This window comes from Sunxiuqinia indica, from assembly GCF_009847015.1.
Taxonomy (GTDB): Bacteria; Bacteroidota; Bacteroidia; order Bacteroidales; family Prolixibacteraceae; genus Sunxiuqinia; species Sunxiuqinia indica.
Genome location: NZ_WVEM01000016.1, coordinates 98414 through 113338, shown reverse-complemented (window position 1 = coordinate 113338; position 14925 = coordinate 98414). Strand labels below are relative to the sequence as shown.

Genomic DNA, 14925 nt, shown 5'->3' with positions numbered 1-14925 from the left:
AGCAGGGATTATTGCAGACCGTTGATTTTAAACAAATCCGAGCAAGCTCAGCACGAAGAAATATGCAAGGAAAGAATGCGCGAGGCTTCAATGAGATACCGAAAGTAGTATTTGCGGTAACGGTGGTAACATGTTGTCGAAAGCCAACCACTGCCACCGGATTCAGCGTACAGCCTTAACATGGCTTTTGCAATATGTTACGTGTTATATGCTGGGCTTTCATGGCTTCACTGACTTAGATTAAATGAACAAAAAAATAAAAAGAGAAGGGATGGGGAAAACTTCTTTTAGAGTACCTAAAATTTAATACATACAGCAAAATGAAACGAATAGTTTTTTTATTAATGGCTTTAACTGCCATAGTTTTTACAAGTTGCGACAAAACTCCGAAACCGAATGCAGACAAGGAGTTACAGAAACAGACTGAAATTGCGATGCAGGAATCAAATAGACAAGTTGGAATGCCTGCAATCATCAATTTTCAGGAAAAGAAAAATCTGAAATGGATTTACGAATTGTGCGACCAAGAGGATTTAGTTTGCTATGCTTACTTATTTAATGAAATGCAGGGAACAATCGGACAATATTTAGGCGAATGCATTGGCTACGGAATACCGTACAGTACACAATTTAGTAATCCTGAAAAAATGGTTGATGGTGGAGAAATGCTTGGTTTTTCACTGCATAATTACGAAACAGTTCAGCCGCTTCCACAACCCGAACCAAACGGATTGTTTAAGCCAGAAGGATTGAGCGCAACATGGTTGATAATGCTTGACCCGGAAACTAAAAAGCCGCGACCTGTTTATATTGAACCGCAAATAATTGTTTCACCTTTTAAATTGAAATAACATGAAAAGAACAGTTTTATTATCAATAGTTGGATTTATCCTGTTTATCGGCTTGATGATTGGATTGAGCTACGCTTTTGGGTGGATTGGTGTTCATCAAACTAAAACTATCGGTAAAGCGCAACAAAATGCTAAACGGGAGGTTTTTGAGCAAACTCAAAGTTACGTTGAAGGCAAAAGACAAGCAGCCTTAAAATATTACAAAGAATACCAGCAAGCCGATGAAGATGCGAAAAAAGGTTTAAAAGGTATCGTTTCTCAGGATTTCGCAAACTTTGACGAGGACAAATATTTAACAGGTGAACTTCGCAATTTTATACACAATTGCAAGTACAATCCTTAACAGCTTTGCTGTATGCGGGCTGGGCTTTTTATTTTTTCATCGCACTGCACGGACTTTGATTAAATGAACTGCCCAAGCCTTGCATATAACGGACGAGTATATGGTGCGTTGTTGCACTGAACTAATTAAATAAACAAAAACTATGAATTTACACGGAAAGATTACAAAAGACACGGACGACAATGCACTATATACATTGTTAGGTGCTGTGCGTTACAAGAATTTTAGCGAATTGTATAACCGTTTGAAAAATGATGATGAATTGCACCAAGTTTTTAAATCTGACTATCTAAGTAGTGAAAAACTTGATAAATGGTTTGTACAGGAATTTGCAACACAAGAACCACAATGGGATTTAAAAACGATGATTGACGATGAGGACTACTTTGATTTAGTGCAGAGAATTAATGACGGTTATTCAATGAGCGGATTTGTACTTGCTCACGTTGATAGCGTTACAGATAAATATTATAGAGATGGGTGTCATTAGCATTGCACCTAACGGATGGCAATAAGAATAGTTGGCTTATCCGAGTTTGCAGAAAAGTTGAATTGAAACACAAATAAAAACAAAAATAGCGATGGATATTAGAACAGAAATGCACAGCAATATAAGTAAAGATGAAGCTTATAACCTAATGGAGAAGGGGCATAAGATATGCCATGAATATTATTCGGATAATGAATACTTAAAAATGAAAGATGGTGTTATTCGTGATGAAAATGGGTATAATATGGGAACTAAACACGGAGAATTTTGGAGTAAAATACAAAAGTGGGAGACTGGATGGATGACTACAAATGCGCGGTAGGCTTTTGTTTTTATTCCTACAAATTACGCAGAAACTTTCGCACGAAGCACAGCCAATTATTTTTATTGCGTGTTGTGCTTAACGAAGTGGCGTTTTAATGAAGCACAACGGTTGGTGTTTGTGGTGTTGCTTCACTGACTTTGATTAAATGAACGAAAGTAGTTTTTATTGTTTTTTTAGGGAGGGATTTTTTATGGTTTTAAATCACGGTAGTTTATTTTCAGGAATTGGAGGTTTCGACCTCGCAGCCGAATGTATGGGATGGAACAATATTTTTCATTGCGAATGGAATCCGTTCGGGCAAAAGATTCTGAAATATTACTGGCCAAATGCAATAAGTTATGGAGACATTAAACAAACAGATTTCACTATTCACAGAGGAAATATTGACATCCTTACCGGAGGGTTCCCATGCCAACCATACAGCGTTGCAGGGAAAAGGCTTGGAAAAGAGGATGAACGCCACTTGTGGCCAGAAATGCTTAGAGCAATACGAGAGATTCACCCGACGTACATTGTGGGGGAAAACGTTCCTGGGTTACTTACTTGGAACGGGGGATTGGTTTTCGACGAAGTGCAAGCTGACTTGGAAAATGAAGGGTACGAAATATGGCCGGTTATACTTCCAGCTTGTGGCAAAAATGCTCCCCACAAAAGAGAACGAGTTTGGTTTGTGGCCTACTCCGGTGACGAGCGATGCAACAACGGGAGCAATAATAGGGAAGAACGACACCTTCAAACAGACTGCCGGACTTCCACGGAAAATAAACCAGAACGGAACGGATGGGAGCGTAGGATTAGCGAGGTTAGTGAAACTATTACCAACACCGAACGCTTCGGACAATCGGGACAGGGGCGGACCAAAGGACAATGCAGTGAAAAGACGTATAGAAATTGGGAAGCAAGTTGGACTAACGCAAATGGTGGATGGCCAACTCAACCCTGGGTTCGTAGCGGAAATGATGGGATTTCCGACAGATTGGACGGAATTACCGTTTCTGAATGGAGCAAAGAAAGCCTAAAAGCCTACGGAAATGCGATAGTGCCACAAGTTGCACTGGAGATATTTAAAGCGATTTCAAAGGCCGGGTCGGCCAGGCAAAAAAAACAATGAAAACGGGCAATTATGCACAAACTTAGCTATGAAATACGGCAGCAATACCATAAACACGGTGTTATGCACCGTGCTTTCAGTACTTTGAAAAACTGCCATTGCATCAGAGCTATTAAATTGATTTTTAGCATGGTGCATAACGACCGAATAAACTCACCATACACTAAATAATTAATTACTAACCAATTAAAACTAATCTATTGTGAAAATATTAGAAAACTACACAAGAAAATTAAAGATTTTAGGGATGGCCGAAAGCACTCAAGCACAATACTTGAGTGCCTTTAATAGCTTCCTGGAATATTTTGAAGGTAAGGATTCAAGGTATATTTCTAAAAACGACATTTTGAATTACCTGGAATCATTGTATGATCTTGGAGTATCTAAATCCTATATCAATTCACGCATTAATGCCATTAAGTTTTACTACGAAAAGGTTCTGGATAATCCGAGAGATACTTATTTTATTGACCGGCCTTTTAAGGACCGTAAATTGCCAACTGTATTGTCGATCGAAGAAGTAGATTTAATTCTAAATGCCATTCCAAATTTTAAGCATCGGTGTATTATTGAGACAATTTATTGTCACGGATTACGAATATCCGAAGTAATCAACCTGAAAGTGCTTGGCATCGACTCAAAAAGAGGTCTTCTTTATGTCAGGGATGGGAAGTTTAACAAGGATCGGCAAGTTGCATTGGATGACGAGTGTCTGCATAATCTTCGTAGATATTACAATCAGTACAAACCTGAGAACTGGTTATTTAATGGCCAAACGAAAAACGGACAGTATTCAGCAACTTCAATTCGTAAGTTTTTACAGAAAGCGGTTAATCAAGCAGGAATAACCAAAAATGTAACTCCACATACCTTCAGGCATTCTTTTGCAACCCACTTACTCGAACAAGGAGTTGACATTCGTGTTATTCAGGAAATTTTAGGACATGCAAGTAGTAAGACAACAGAAATTTATACGCATGTATCTACCCGATACATTGGAAGGGTCAAGTTGAGACACCGGATGTCAGCTTAATGGTTAAATTTCTTTCGGATGAATAAAACATCGTAGTACAAGTCCGGGCCTTTCGGTAAAGTCAAGCACCCTTCTTTTTTCAGCAACTTCAATTCCTTCGCGCCCCCCACTTGAATTGGTGTTTCCATCTATGGTTTTGATGTGGTCGTGTGCATAGTCAATGACTATTCCGGCATGGCCCGACCATTGCATTTGTCTTTTAGCATTAAAAGAACGCCACACAGCGATATTTCCCTCCTTTGGGGCGTCATCTACCACAAACAAGTCTGATCGTTTAAAATTAGCCTCCGTTTGAGCCACAGAAGCCGAAAACAATCTATTGAGTTCCGGTATCATCATTGAATCGTATTTGGCATACGCCAGTTTCCAGATTACTTCACAATTGAGCATACACCAGGCATAGCCTTTCTTCCACCCTATCGTTCTAAACAATTCCTCCGGGTGCATGTGTGTTAACGCCTGAATCCCTTCATGATCATAGAATCCTGAATTACCTGGTTTCTCGGTCAACCCGATAAATTGGTTGGCTATTTCAATGATTTTATTCTCAATCATGCTTTTCATTAGTGCCTCTAAAATTATCGACTCTCAATAGCTCTTTAAGACCATTGTTAAATTTAAAATAAATAACATCGGAGTTATTGGGGTTCCTAATTGCTTCAACATCTGCTGAATGCTCAATATTATCAAGATAGACGTAGTTTCCTCTTGAAATGAAATTTTCTAAAACATATCTTTCATCTATCTTATTGTCTAATTCTTCTTTCAGCTGCAGAATGTCTTTTTTATTTTCGGCGGCTCCCTGCTTAGCATTATACGCTGTTGCCGTAGCCGGACCTGCAAGAGCTATTGTCAGCCCAAGCATTGTAAGCATTGTGCTTATTGCAACTATCATTGTTCTATGAACGTTTTTTTTAATGGAGGTCATATGCGACTCCATTTGTTCTTCTATCAATGCTAATAAATAGTCCCTTTCACTGTCACTCATAATCAAAGATGTTTATTTCGTAAACTCTATTTTTGTAACTTTTTTCTCTCCACAATCCGAATAAGCCTTAAATTCTTGTTTACCTTTCCACCATAAAAACCCTAAAAATCGTTCTCTGGTCACTAATAGTTGAATTGAATTATCTGATCGTCTTTCAATAACATTTAATCTACTTTCGGGATCGTGAGAAATTATTTCTCCTTTCATAGACCAACAGGAGCCTTTAATATTTGTCGGAATTCGATATAGTGGTTTAATATTCTGAATGATGATTGGAGAGATCGTATCTTTCGGTTGAATAATCTCTTCTGGTAGTCCCATCTCTGCCGTTTGAGTAGTCGTATCAATATAAACCGTTTTAACTACTGTTGCCGATTTGACTTCTTTCAGTTTAATGTTGTACTCCTTCCTGATTGAATCAATCTTTTGTTTAGCTTCAAGATTCGATTCTTTATACTCTTTACGAGTCAGTTTAAGTTCTAAATCCTTATCTTTTAAAAGACTTTTTACGTTGGCTGTTTCGCGCTTGGCTGTTTCCCTGCTCTTTTTATACAGATAAGATTGAGCCGAAAATGCCAAAGACAAGGCAATTATTACACCAATAAGTGTTTTAGTGAGCATGTTCATGATATTGGCTTTTTGTGATTGGAAAACCACTCCGGAACTGTAAGGCCAACAAGACCAAAGGCAAGACCAACAATAGCATAAATCACAATCTCATTAATTTGAGTGTTTACAGCCGCCCGATTTAACATCCATAAGCACCAGAAAAATCCAACCCGTTTACTTGATATGCTTCCAGCCTTATCTTCAACAACAGTTGCAATCCACTTTACCATTCGTACAAACCAATTTTCTGTTTTCATTGTCTTTATGTTTTAACTTTTTAATAAAAAATATTTAATTCTGCTATTCATCTGCCGTTGTCCGAGGTCTTTTTTTCATTTTTAAAATCTAATTTGTAGTTACTATAAATCCTTTCGCCTCTAAACTAGCCTTTGCTGCTAATCCATTATAGCCGCCAGAACTACTATCTGGGGCTGCATTAGAACCGGCTATTGAAATTCCCCTGCCGGTATAATCTCCACCACTTGCTTCCGAAACTACAAGCACAGATAAATCATATAAAATATGATTCACTTCTTCGCTTGTGAGATTGTTGTTTGATAATTTTATCTGACACCCATCAACCTTGACAAGGTTGATTATTCCAGAAAAATTAATATAACCCAAATCACAAGCACTTGCATCAAACAATGAAATTGTTCCTGTTGAAGCAGGCAGTAAAATAGAGGTAAGGTTTGGATTTGAAGATAATCTAATTTCAGCCCCGGAAGCAAGGAATGCAGGTATCATCGATAAATCAAGCGTTCCTGTTAAATTGCATGAATAGGCATAAATTGTTCTAATTACTCCTGTTATACTTGAGTTGATAGTAAGACTCGTAAGACCTGCATTACCGTGTACCCGTATATCTGAATAAGAAGGTGAAAAGGCTGAAAAACCTGTTAAATTAAGATTTCCTGTTAAATTACAATTGTACAAGTACAGATATCTAACATATCCAGTTATAGAGTTTGAGAAATTTATCTGTGTTAAATTTGGATTCGAAAACAAATAAAACGAGCAATTAGAAATACTGGTAATCATCGATAAATCAAGCGTTCCTGTTAAATTGCATGAATAGGCCAAAAAAGAAGACCAATCGCCTACTACTGTCGGAGAAATTAAAATATCTGTCATTTCTTGATTTAAAAAGGCGTATAAAGAAAGAGAGCTTAGTTCTGTTACTCCTGTTAGGTCTAGAGGACCAACAATTTTTGCATTATCAACATAGATTCTTGATAAAACAGGAGATTCTTTTCCGTATAATTTTGCAGCAATCAAACTACCGGATAGCGGTAATGATAAATCATTTTGATTGTAATCTATTCCATCGACATTCCATTTTAAAACTCCAGAATCATTATTTATGTCGGTTATTAATGTCCCATCTTTATTCGTTTGAAAATCAGCCAACAGTTCCCATTCATTAGATATTCCTACCCAATCAATATAATCCTGACTCTTACAGCTCGAAAATATTGACAATAGGATAAACGATACTAATAATACTTTTTTCATGACGTTAATTTTTTAAATAGTAAATTATCACTTTTGAGCCGGTTCCGGCAGTTGTACTTCCAACCTGGTCGATGTCTATAGTCATTTGAGCATCATCAGCTATGGAGCTGTCCGAAATCACATAAGGAGCGCCTGCTGTTTTGCTTGTTGTTTCCCCAATGTCGATACTCAGCTTTGTTGATAGGATTGATGTACCACCCTCATTAATATCTAGAACCAAGTTGGTACCACCCGTTGCTGTTGTTAAGCTGGCTCTGAGTTTTGTGATTGTACATGCTACAGGCATTCGAAATGTCCTGATTGCTGTTCCAATCGTTAAATCAGTTGTTTCGTCGCTCAGTGCTATGGTGGTAAATAGGGTGTCGGCACTCGATCCACCGCTTAATGATGATAAATCAACTGTTTTTGTGGCTTCACCGTCATTCTCAACCGATAGCTGTAAGATGTTGCCAGCTAATTGAAAAACATCAATAGTTTGATCATCAGTTCCGGCAGTTGGCAAGTCTGCTTTTGTTGCGATAATTGTAGTATCTGCTTTTAATGGATTACCTGAAGTTCCATCGCCTGTCAAGGTATTATCGCTAACTACAGTTTGTACGCCCCAATTATCGCCACCAGCCGTTCCAGTGCTATCAGTCCATGAAACGGTATTCCCATTTTCAATTTGAAGATGGAAGGTTTTCGTTCCTGCGTTATAAGATGAATCGAGTGAAAGAATTTGGTCATCGGTAATGGTTGGTTTATTGATCAGGCTATTGTAGTTACCATCAAAGTCGTCCGAAACGTCTTTATCCCATCCGTCAAAGGCAGCTTCGTTACCGGTTGGCTCACCTGTTGGTATTGGCTGTTCTATTCCACCTTGTAACTTAATCAGATCGATATAAAACCCGGCATGTTCGGTATCTGCTCCGGTTTTTCCCCAGCTAAATACAATCGAGTCAACATCGGTTCCAAAAATACCCAGCTGATCGATTGTTAATGAAACGATTTGCCACTGTCCGGTAGCTGATTTATCTACTGGCAGTGTTACTCTCGGTGAAGCAATCGAACCTGAATTAAAACATTGTATTCTTAAACTGTGCCGATTCGACATACTTTCATTCAAATAAATAAAAAAGGAGAAGTTGGTATAGTTGGTTTTATCAATAGCCGTAGCGGTTGAGAAGGTAATTACATCTCCGTTTGATATCGCACTAACACTGTCGCTCTTTACCCCGTTATAAGCATTAGACGTATTGTCAAAATCATTAATAACTCCGGTCGATGATCCGGTCCATTCAATGTTTTCATCGTAGATAATTTCATCTTCAATTGTTCCACCACCCGAGCCTCCGGGAATAATAGATCCGGCCGGAATCCATACCTGTGTTAACTCAATCTGGTATTGCGGATCAGCTGTAGGCTTTTGCGGATTAGCTGCCGGAACTCCTGCAACAACACTAACTTGCCCGAGTGTATCAACAACAATAATATCAATTCGTGAATAAGTCGGATCAGCATCGGCAAGCGTAACAAATTCAGATGAAGTTGTGTAGAATTCGCCATTTATGTAATACGCTGCCGGGCTGACAGCAAAATTCAAGCTGTCAATCCAGGTAACATTACCCCCCTCTTTTAGTCCATCATACTTAAACAACTGAGTAACGGTATAGGTGTTTAGTCCGTAGTCGTATTTGAGGTATTCAGTGTTAAATACTGAATCAATTTCAGTATAGATTGTGTCTATTCCATTACCGGCTTCAATGGCATCAATTTGTGTTTGTAAATTGCTCCTTGAATTATCCAGGTTGCCGAGTTCGAAAGTTGAAATAATGGGGCTTACAGCTATCTTCCCTTCGTCGCTTGATATCAAAGCTCTCCCACTGTTGAGATTATCACTCGCCACAGTTGATGCAGCCCCATTAATTATATCTTGTTTGCTATCTAATGAATCCTGAAGATTTGTAATTTGTGAAATCGGGTGTAGATGACTACTATCTTTAACAATTCCGGTTATTAAGTTGCTGGCATCGAAATATTCAAAAATAACATCGCCATAAGTACCGTCGTCTATAATTCCACCAACGGCATCTTGCGCCATTTCGTCGTTATAGCCATTGGATGTAATTATTTGCTGATTGATGTACCATTTAGTACCAATAATCGAGGTGTCTACCTTTAGCGGGTCAGGCTCTGTTCCTGAACCAACAAGCGTTGTGTCGTGGTGTACAATAAATGATATTTGCGGCAGGTAAACACTGTCGATCACGTTAGCCCCGCAATAAGCCCTTAAATATTCATCAACATCATATGTCAGGCTGTCCAGGCATAAGTTAGACTCTACATTGGTCCACCAACCATCAATGCGTTTAATGATCTGACCATCGGCCGGAGTTACATTGCGCCCAAACTGAACCGAGTCGCCATTTAAGATCAATACCGTATCAATAACGGCCTGTTCTCTAACCTTCAAAAAATAAGCATCTCTGTCCTGTGCTTTTGCCGACAGGATACTTACGAATAATGCTATGAGTAAAAATGTTTTTTTCATGTTGTTATAAAAAAATGTATTCAACAATAATCCCCGTTAAGTCAATGCTTTCATCAATGTAAAATGAAAACCCCTCGGTGCTCACATCAAGGTTTAGTGGAGTGTATTTAATGTCAGTTGTATTCCCGTCGCCATGTGTTCGCACCTTGTAAACGTTAAGGTTTCCCCTGCCTATTGGTATGTCGTCAAAAGCAAACTCAAAATCAACAGCTACATAATGATCTGTCAGCCCGGTAAGGCGACCTTTTTCGATGTGTATTCCCCCGCCAAGCCCACCGGCGCCAGCTAGTAGTTCGCCCAAAGAGAACCGCTTTGGTTTCGACCAGTCAACATAGTCAACCATTAAGAAAATATTATCCGGATCAACATATTCAGGGTCACCCTCTCCATACTGAATATAGAGTGGAAGCTCATATGGCCTGGTCTGCGTTATCGGATTCTTTATAATTAATTCTTCGGGCATAATTTCCGCATTAAACAATTAATTTATCATAGCCTATTGGTAGGCCGTGGTAATAGTCGAACTCCTCGTTTAAGTCGCGTTCGAACTGTAAAAATTCGTTATTGTCAGCGACAAAGTAGTAATCTTCGTGCCTGTAAACAGGTGTTATTGTTGTCGTTTCATTGTCGTAGTCGTATTCTTTTTCAATGATATTTGCCATACCTAGCCCGGTGAGTAAATAATGGTCTTCAATAATCCCCTTCAGTTTAATTTGTTTCCCGTTCCGGCATTTTTTTGTGAACTTGAAATTGACTATATCTCCATCGATATAACCCCTTGACCATGTTCCTTCGTAATTTCCAAAATTTCGTAGCAGAGATGGCGTTGACAGCAAGCCATTGGGAACTTCTTTTTTTGTAATTATGCCCTTTCCGTAGCGTATTGTCTTTGATGTTCCGTCATCGATGTAGTTTACAAGCAACATCCCGTTTTCAAGTTCATCACGGTATTCAATAGCATGTTGCACATCTGTACAGATTACCTTTGTTGCCAATTCCTGTTTAAGATCTCTGTTTCGCTTGTTGGTTACAATCTTATCAAAGATCATTTCGCTTCTCTTGAAATCCTTGTAGCTTGAGTTTAGTTCTTCGCGAATAATATTACCATAAAGCTCGTCGGGGTTGAAGTCGTACTCCTTATAATCACCAACATAATTGTATCCCGTTATATTTATAATGTCAGTAAATACAAGAAACCGGTCGGTAAACCGCAAATGTTCGATGTGCAAGTTGTAATCCTCGTCGATCCACCAAATTAATGAAGGCCATTTTACCTTTAAATCTTCAAAGAAATCTTTAAAGCTTACTTTAAGGTCTGTGTTTTCTTTATCCGGATTATATACTGTTTTAAGATCGGATGTATGCACAGCGGCAATCTGGTTTAGATAATTACCATTTTTCCGATTCATCCGGTAATAGTTTTCGCCATTCTGTAGTTCCAGGAAGTCCATAAACGGGGAATCGTTCCAAAAGAACGCCGAATACACCTCTTTTGATAACAGGCTGTTATGCGTTCCGCGGTATATTTTACGGCATACATCACGAAAATCTACTGCAGATTCGATTGTTTCTGAGTTATCGCCGGCTGGATATTGCTTTATCGATGTTGATTTTTCCGACCATCCCCATTCATATTCGCTACCTCCTGACGTATCTTTTGGGTATTTCACCCAATTGCCAGCGCCATTGTATGGGGTTCTGCCCCACTTGGTATATCCTTTTTTATCTTCGGTAATATTGATGTTCGCCCATCCTCCGCCGTCAGGTTTAACCGATTCACCATTGTTATCATTTTGGGTCCAGATTTCTTCACGGGCAAACTTGGCACTCGCTTTTAAACTTCTGTATTTTTTGAAAAACTGCGTGTAGGTATTGTTATCCTTGTAAATTGACAGTTCGCAAATTTCGCCTAAGAAAAATGAAGAATTTGGATCGTCCGCAAATTTATTCATCAAATCGGTGATGTATTCTTGTTGTCCATTCTCGTCTGACGGGCCAAACTTTCCATCAGCCAGCAATGTTTCATTAGGGCTCCCATCGTCATCAAAATAATCGTCAATGTTAGGATAGTCCTTTTCCCTGATACCAACTCTGAAAAACTCCGGATAAAAACTACCATCTTCGCGCTTAATGCTTTCCAGCTTATATTCTTTAAATTTATTATCAAGCAAGCTCACATCTACCGACATGTAATTAATATCGGATGTTGCGAATTCGAGTGAAGTGACATACAGGTGCGAAAAATCAGCTTCAGAATAATAGAACAGAACAGGAGCTTTATAGTAAAGCCTTATTTCAACATCGCCCGAAATTGGGAAAGCACTGATTGTTTTATTAAAATATGAAAAGCTATCAACCGAATCAGTCGGAAGTGGAACCTTATTGGTAGCGTATTTTATTTCTTGCTTCCCGGACGATAATATCCAGGAATCCTGATCTGTATATTGGTAAGTATCCGTATCATTCGATATTGTCAAGCTATATTCAAGGTCTACATTCTCCGTAAGGTTTCCAACAACACGATAGTAGAATGATAGTTGAGACTGTGCCCCCTCTCTTAATCCTGCTACCGTTTGAGTAAGAATAGACATTGTTGGAAGGTAGTATGGCGGCAACCCTCCATCGATATAATTATACGATCCTAGTTTAGCACAGTATTTGTCGAGCAAAATACCACGGGCAATACCTGTTGATGATTCGAATCCGATTGGGAGTCCATCAAACCAATTTTCAAAATCTCCGTTACGAACCACGTTTGATGTTCCGAATACATTAACTTTTGTTTCGTAGTTTTCAAGAAACTCAGTGTATTGATCAAGTGTTGCCGCATCTATTTGGATCAACGAATGATCTTCATTTATTTTGCAATCTACCTTTCCGAAGTACCCTTTGACAACCTGAGTTCCAAGGGTGAACCTAACGATGTATTTTGTAGTTGGGGTATAATTTGGATCATTCACAATGATATCGTAAAGCCGGAAACCATTCAACGCGCTTTGCTTGTAATTGTAAGGTTTATTCCTGATCATAAACGGCTGCCATGTTTTTCTCCACGAAGGCATTCTGTCAACCATTTCTTCACCATGCTTCACCCCGTTTTCAGGCTCAACCTCAAAGTAATTTTCCTCGTTGTCAAGGCTAATATGTAGCGAGTAATTCAACATGCAGCACGTATAAACTCTTAATTTTGATTGATTTTATATATCAAAATTACTAATTTAATAGATATTATCTATTGATATTGCTGCATTTTTTCATTGAATATGCTTTTTGTTTATATATATTCGCATTTAATTGCTTTTGTGTCGCTGTGTGGAAACTTATTGCATTTTTAAATGCATTTTCGTGTTTCTAAGCTAAATGAGTTCTTTTTGGAAATGTATTCCGGGTATTGTATGTTTGTAGTGCGAGATACTTTAAATATTACCTATGATGCTACAAACATCTATTACACGACTGAAACAAAGATACAGGGGAGGCATATCGGTGCAAGTCCGCCAGTCCTTTCATAGCATCGCTTTGAAGTGTCTCGCAGTGACCTCCCCGCTTTGTTTAATTTTAATCATTTCATTATGCGAGACACAAATGGACAGAACAACCAGCCACTAACGGCTGAAGAAGTAATTAACGGCTTTGCTAAACTTACCGACATTGCCGAAGTACGAACTATTTTTACCAACCTTTTTTTAGAATGGGTGGCATCGGACACTGAAACAGATCAATCCTGCCGATCATCTGCTGTAATGACCTATAAGTTGATTAACGAACTTCTTTCAGATATTGAAAACTATCAGGAAAGGAGCGCGTCATGAATGAACTTGTATTTCAATCATCAAAAGGTAATCCGGTTACTAATTCGTTGTTGGTGGCTAAAAAATTCGGGAAACATCATAAACATGTACTCGAGTCAATTGATTTTCTCGTGGCCGAAAATTCGGCTGCCAGATTTTTTCATAAAACAACCTATGCCAACAGAGGAAAAGACTACCCAATGTATTTAATGAATCGTGACGGATTTAGCTTATTGGTAATGGGATTTACCGGAGCCAAGGCATTGCGATTTAAGATTGAGTTTATTCATGCTTTTAATAAGATGGAAGAAACACTTCGCAAAGGAATTGATTTTTCTGATCCGAATGCTGTTTTGATGTTGGCTCGTAATTGGGCTGACGAACAAAAACGAAGGATTGAAGCTGAAAAAAGAATACATGAGCTGGCTCCAAAAGCTGAATTAATGGACCGGGTACTGGACTCGGACGACCTGATTGACTTTGGACAGGCTGCTAAGATTCTTGGATTGCCGTTTGGCCGGAATACCCTGCTTAAAAAAATGAGGCAAAAGGGTATTTTATTTGCCAACAGGAACGAACCAAAACAGGAGTATGTGAACCGCGGATATTTCACCGTAAAAGAAAAGTTTATTGAACGCAATGATCATCCGGGATTTGTTGTGTTAAAAGTGTTGATTACCCAAAAGGGGCTTAACTATTTGAGTAAGCTTTTCAAAACAGACAAGCCAATTAAGAAAATGGCTGCTATTGAATAACAAAAGGGGCGTGATGCCCCTTTTGTTTTATATTTCAATTGATTAAAACTTAAGGCCAATTGTTAATCCATTTTTATTAGGTATCAGATAAGCACGTTTCAACCATCTATAGCTAAATACATGCAATATACTGCCTCCAATAATTAAGATTCCACCACCAACATTTAAGACATCAATTGTATTATTTAGATCATTTATTTTGTTCTCATACTTTCGCTCGGCTAAAATTCTTCTTTCAAGACTTGTGCCTGCTGCTGCAATCTCATAATTATAGGTATCAAGCGCATTACCCATTCCATTTAAAGCATCTATGTTTGCAATAGCAATTAAAACACCTCCTAATAATTGGCTGCTTATTCCAAGCATATTCTCCTTCTGAAATTTATATAAACAATAATTTGTATGGTTCATGATAAAAGATAAAGTATCAGACCCTATATCTCTACTATAATCTTGATTTAATTTAACTTTTATTGATCCTAAAATAGAATTCCTGTTTGTCTGTGAAAATGAATATATACTCAGACATAATAAAAGAATGATAATGGTTAATTTTTTCATTTGATTTTAGTTTTAGAAAGATT

General features: G+C 38.3%; 17 protein-coding genes. 8 read left to right on the top strand and 9 right to left on the bottom strand.

What is annotated here, in order from left to right; translation table 11 throughout:
- Positions 1–320: 320 nt before the first annotated feature.
- The 6 genes from GR929_RS19160 (at position 321) to xerA (ending at position 4153) form a co-directional block, all read left to right on the top strand.
- Complete coding sequence (locus tag GR929_RS19160; RefSeq protein WP_159522905.1) at positions 321–851, top strand: hypothetical protein; 531 nt, start codon at positions 321–323, stop codon at positions 849–851.
- A 1-nt stretch (position 852) separates the two neighbouring features.
- Positions 853–1194, top strand: coding sequence for a hypothetical protein (locus GR929_RS19155; protein WP_159522903.1), 342 nt, complete (start codon positions 853–855; stop codon positions 1192–1194).
- A gap of 142 nt (positions 1195–1336) precedes the next feature.
- Positions 1337–1684, top strand: coding sequence for a hypothetical protein (locus tag GR929_RS19150; protein WP_159522901.1), 348 nt, complete (start codon positions 1337–1339; stop codon positions 1682–1684).
- 91 nt (positions 1685–1775) lie between these two features.
- Positions 1776–2006, top strand: coding sequence for a hypothetical protein (locus tag GR929_RS19145; protein ID WP_159522797.1), 231 nt, complete (start codon positions 1776–1778; stop codon positions 2004–2006).
- A gap of 193 nt (positions 2007–2199) precedes the next feature.
- Positions 2200–3120: a DNA cytosine methyltransferase gene (locus GR929_RS19140; protein WP_159522899.1), complete on the top strand. Its 921-nt coding sequence runs from the start codon at positions 2200–2202 to the stop codon at positions 3118–3120.
- Between the two features lie 202 nt (positions 3121–3322).
- The gene (gene xerA / locus GR929_RS19135) at positions 3323–4153 is read left to right on the top strand and encodes a site-specific tyrosine recombinase/integron integrase (RefSeq protein ID WP_159522897.1); all 831 of its coding nucleotides are present in this window, start codon (positions 3323–3325) and stop codon (positions 4151–4153) included.
- Positions 4154–4156: 3 nt separating this feature from the next.
- Here xerA and GR929_RS19130 read toward each other — a convergent pair whose 3' ends face one another.
- The 8 genes from GR929_RS19130 to GR929_RS19095 all read right to left on the bottom strand — a co-directional run bounded on the left by GR929_RS19130 (position 4157) and on the right by GR929_RS19095 (position 12959).
- The gene (locus tag GR929_RS19130; RefSeq protein WP_159522895.1) at positions 4157–4708 is read right to left on the bottom strand and encodes a hypothetical protein; all 552 of its coding nucleotides are present in this window, start codon (positions 4706–4708) and stop codon (positions 4157–4159) included.
- A complete protein-coding gene (locus GR929_RS19125) occupies positions 4701–5141 on the bottom strand; it encodes a hypothetical protein (protein WP_159522893.1) in 441 nt (146 codons plus the stop codon). Before GR929_RS19125 ends, GR929_RS19130 begins: the two co-directional genes overlap by 8 nt.
- A gap of 12 nt (positions 5142–5153) precedes the next feature.
- Positions 5154–5768 (bottom strand): hypothetical protein, encoded by a 615-nt coding sequence (locus tag GR929_RS19120; protein ID WP_159522891.1) that lies wholly within the window; start codon positions 5766–5768, stop codon positions 5154–5156.
- A complete protein-coding gene (locus GR929_RS19115) occupies positions 5765–6007 on the bottom strand; it encodes a hypothetical protein (RefSeq protein ID WP_159522889.1) in 243 nt (80 codons plus the stop codon). Before GR929_RS19115 ends, GR929_RS19120 begins: the two co-directional genes overlap by 4 nt.
- A gap of 88 nt (positions 6008–6095) precedes the next feature.
- Positions 6096–7265 (bottom strand): hypothetical protein, encoded by a 1170-nt coding sequence (locus GR929_RS19110; RefSeq protein ID WP_159522887.1) that lies wholly within the window; start codon positions 7263–7265, stop codon positions 6096–6098.
- Positions 7266–7269: 4 nt separating this feature from the next.
- On the bottom strand, positions 7270–9795 hold the full coding sequence (locus tag GR929_RS19105; protein WP_159522885.1) for a hypothetical protein: 2526 nt from the start codon (positions 9793–9795) through the stop codon (positions 7270–7272).
- A 4-nt stretch (positions 9796–9799) separates the two neighbouring features.
- Complete coding sequence (locus GR929_RS19100; protein WP_159522883.1) at positions 9800–10258, bottom strand: hypothetical protein; 459 nt, start codon at positions 10256–10258, stop codon at positions 9800–9802.
- Between the two features lie 10 nt (positions 10259–10268).
- The gene (locus GR929_RS19095) at positions 10269–12959 is read right to left on the bottom strand and encodes a hypothetical protein (protein WP_159522881.1); all 2691 of its coding nucleotides are present in this window, start codon (positions 12957–12959) and stop codon (positions 10269–10271) included.
- Between the two features lie 408 nt (positions 12960–13367).
- Between GR929_RS19095 and GR929_RS19090 the strand changes: the two genes are divergently transcribed.
- Positions 13368–13607, top strand: a complete 240-nt coding sequence (locus GR929_RS19090) for a hypothetical protein (protein WP_159522879.1) — start codon at positions 13368–13370, stop codon at positions 13605–13607.
- Positions 13604–14341, top strand: coding sequence for a phage regulatory protein/antirepressor Ant (locus GR929_RS19085; protein ID WP_159522877.1), 738 nt, complete (start codon positions 13604–13606; stop codon positions 14339–14341). The genes GR929_RS19090 and GR929_RS19085 overlap by 4 nt, the downstream gene beginning before the upstream one ends.
- A 42-nt stretch (positions 14342–14383) precedes the next feature.
- On the opposite strand, the gene GR929_RS19080 is transcribed toward GR929_RS19085, so the two are convergent.
- Positions 14384–14902 carry a hypothetical protein gene (locus tag GR929_RS19080; protein ID WP_159522875.1) on the bottom strand — a complete coding sequence of 173 codons (519 nt, stop codon included), beginning with the start codon at positions 14900–14902 and terminating at the stop codon, positions 14384–14386.
- Positions 14903–14925: the final 23 nt, after the last annotated feature.

Excerpts from the sequence above, each read along its gene's own strand:
- GR929_RS19090 (WP_159522879.1), top strand. The coding sequence starts at position 13,368 with ATGCGAGACACAAATGGACAGAACAACCAGCCACTAACGGCTGAAGAA.
- GR929_RS19160 (WP_159522905.1), top strand. The coding sequence starts at position 321 with ATGAAACGAATAGTTTTTTTATTAATGGCTTTAACTGCCATAGTTTTT.
- GR929_RS19085 (WP_159522877.1), top strand. The coding sequence starts at position 13,604 with ATGAATGAACTTGTATTTCAATCATCAAAAGGTAATCCGGTTACTAAT.
- GR929_RS19080 (WP_159522875.1), bottom strand. The coding sequence starts at position 14,902 with ATGAAAAAATTAACCATTATCATTCTTTTATTATGTCTGAGTATATAT.
- GR929_RS19150 (WP_159522901.1), top strand. The coding sequence starts at position 1,337 with ATGAATTTACACGGAAAGATTACAAAAGACACGGACGACAATGCACTA.
- GR929_RS19120 (WP_159522891.1), bottom strand. The coding sequence starts at position 5,768 with ATGAACATGCTCACTAAAACACTTATTGGTGTAATAATTGCCTTGTCT.
- GR929_RS19095 (WP_159522881.1), bottom strand. The coding sequence starts at position 12,959 with ATGTTGAATTACTCGCTACATATTAGCCTTGACAACGAGGAAAATTAC.
- GR929_RS19145 (WP_159522797.1), top strand. The coding sequence starts at position 1,776 with ATGGATATTAGAACAGAAATGCACAGCAATATAAGTAAAGATGAAGCT.
- GR929_RS19155 (WP_159522903.1), top strand. The coding sequence starts at position 853 with ATGAAAAGAACAGTTTTATTATCAATAGTTGGATTTATCCTGTTTATC.
- GR929_RS19105 (WP_159522885.1), bottom strand. The coding sequence starts at position 9,795 with ATGAAAAAAACATTTTTACTCATAGCATTATTCGTAAGTATCCTGTCG.
- GR929_RS19115 (WP_159522889.1), bottom strand. The coding sequence starts at position 6,007 with ATGAAAACAGAAAATTGGTTTGTACGAATGGTAAAGTGGATTGCAACT.
- GR929_RS19110 (WP_159522887.1), bottom strand. The coding sequence starts at position 7,265 with ATGAAAAAAGTATTATTAGTATCGTTTATCCTATTGTCAATATTTTCG.
- GR929_RS19130 (WP_159522895.1), bottom strand. The coding sequence starts at position 4,708 with ATGATTGAGAATAAAATCATTGAAATAGCCAACCAATTTATCGGGTTG.
- GR929_RS19100 (WP_159522883.1), bottom strand. The coding sequence starts at position 10,258 with ATGCCCGAAGAATTAATTATAAAGAATCCGATAACGCAGACCAGGCCA.
- GR929_RS19140 (WP_159522899.1), top strand. The coding sequence starts at position 2,200 with ATGGTTTTAAATCACGGTAGTTTATTTTCAGGAATTGGAGGTTTCGAC.
- GR929_RS19125 (WP_159522893.1), bottom strand. The coding sequence starts at position 5,141 with ATGAGTGACAGTGAAAGGGACTATTTATTAGCATTGATAGAAGAACAA.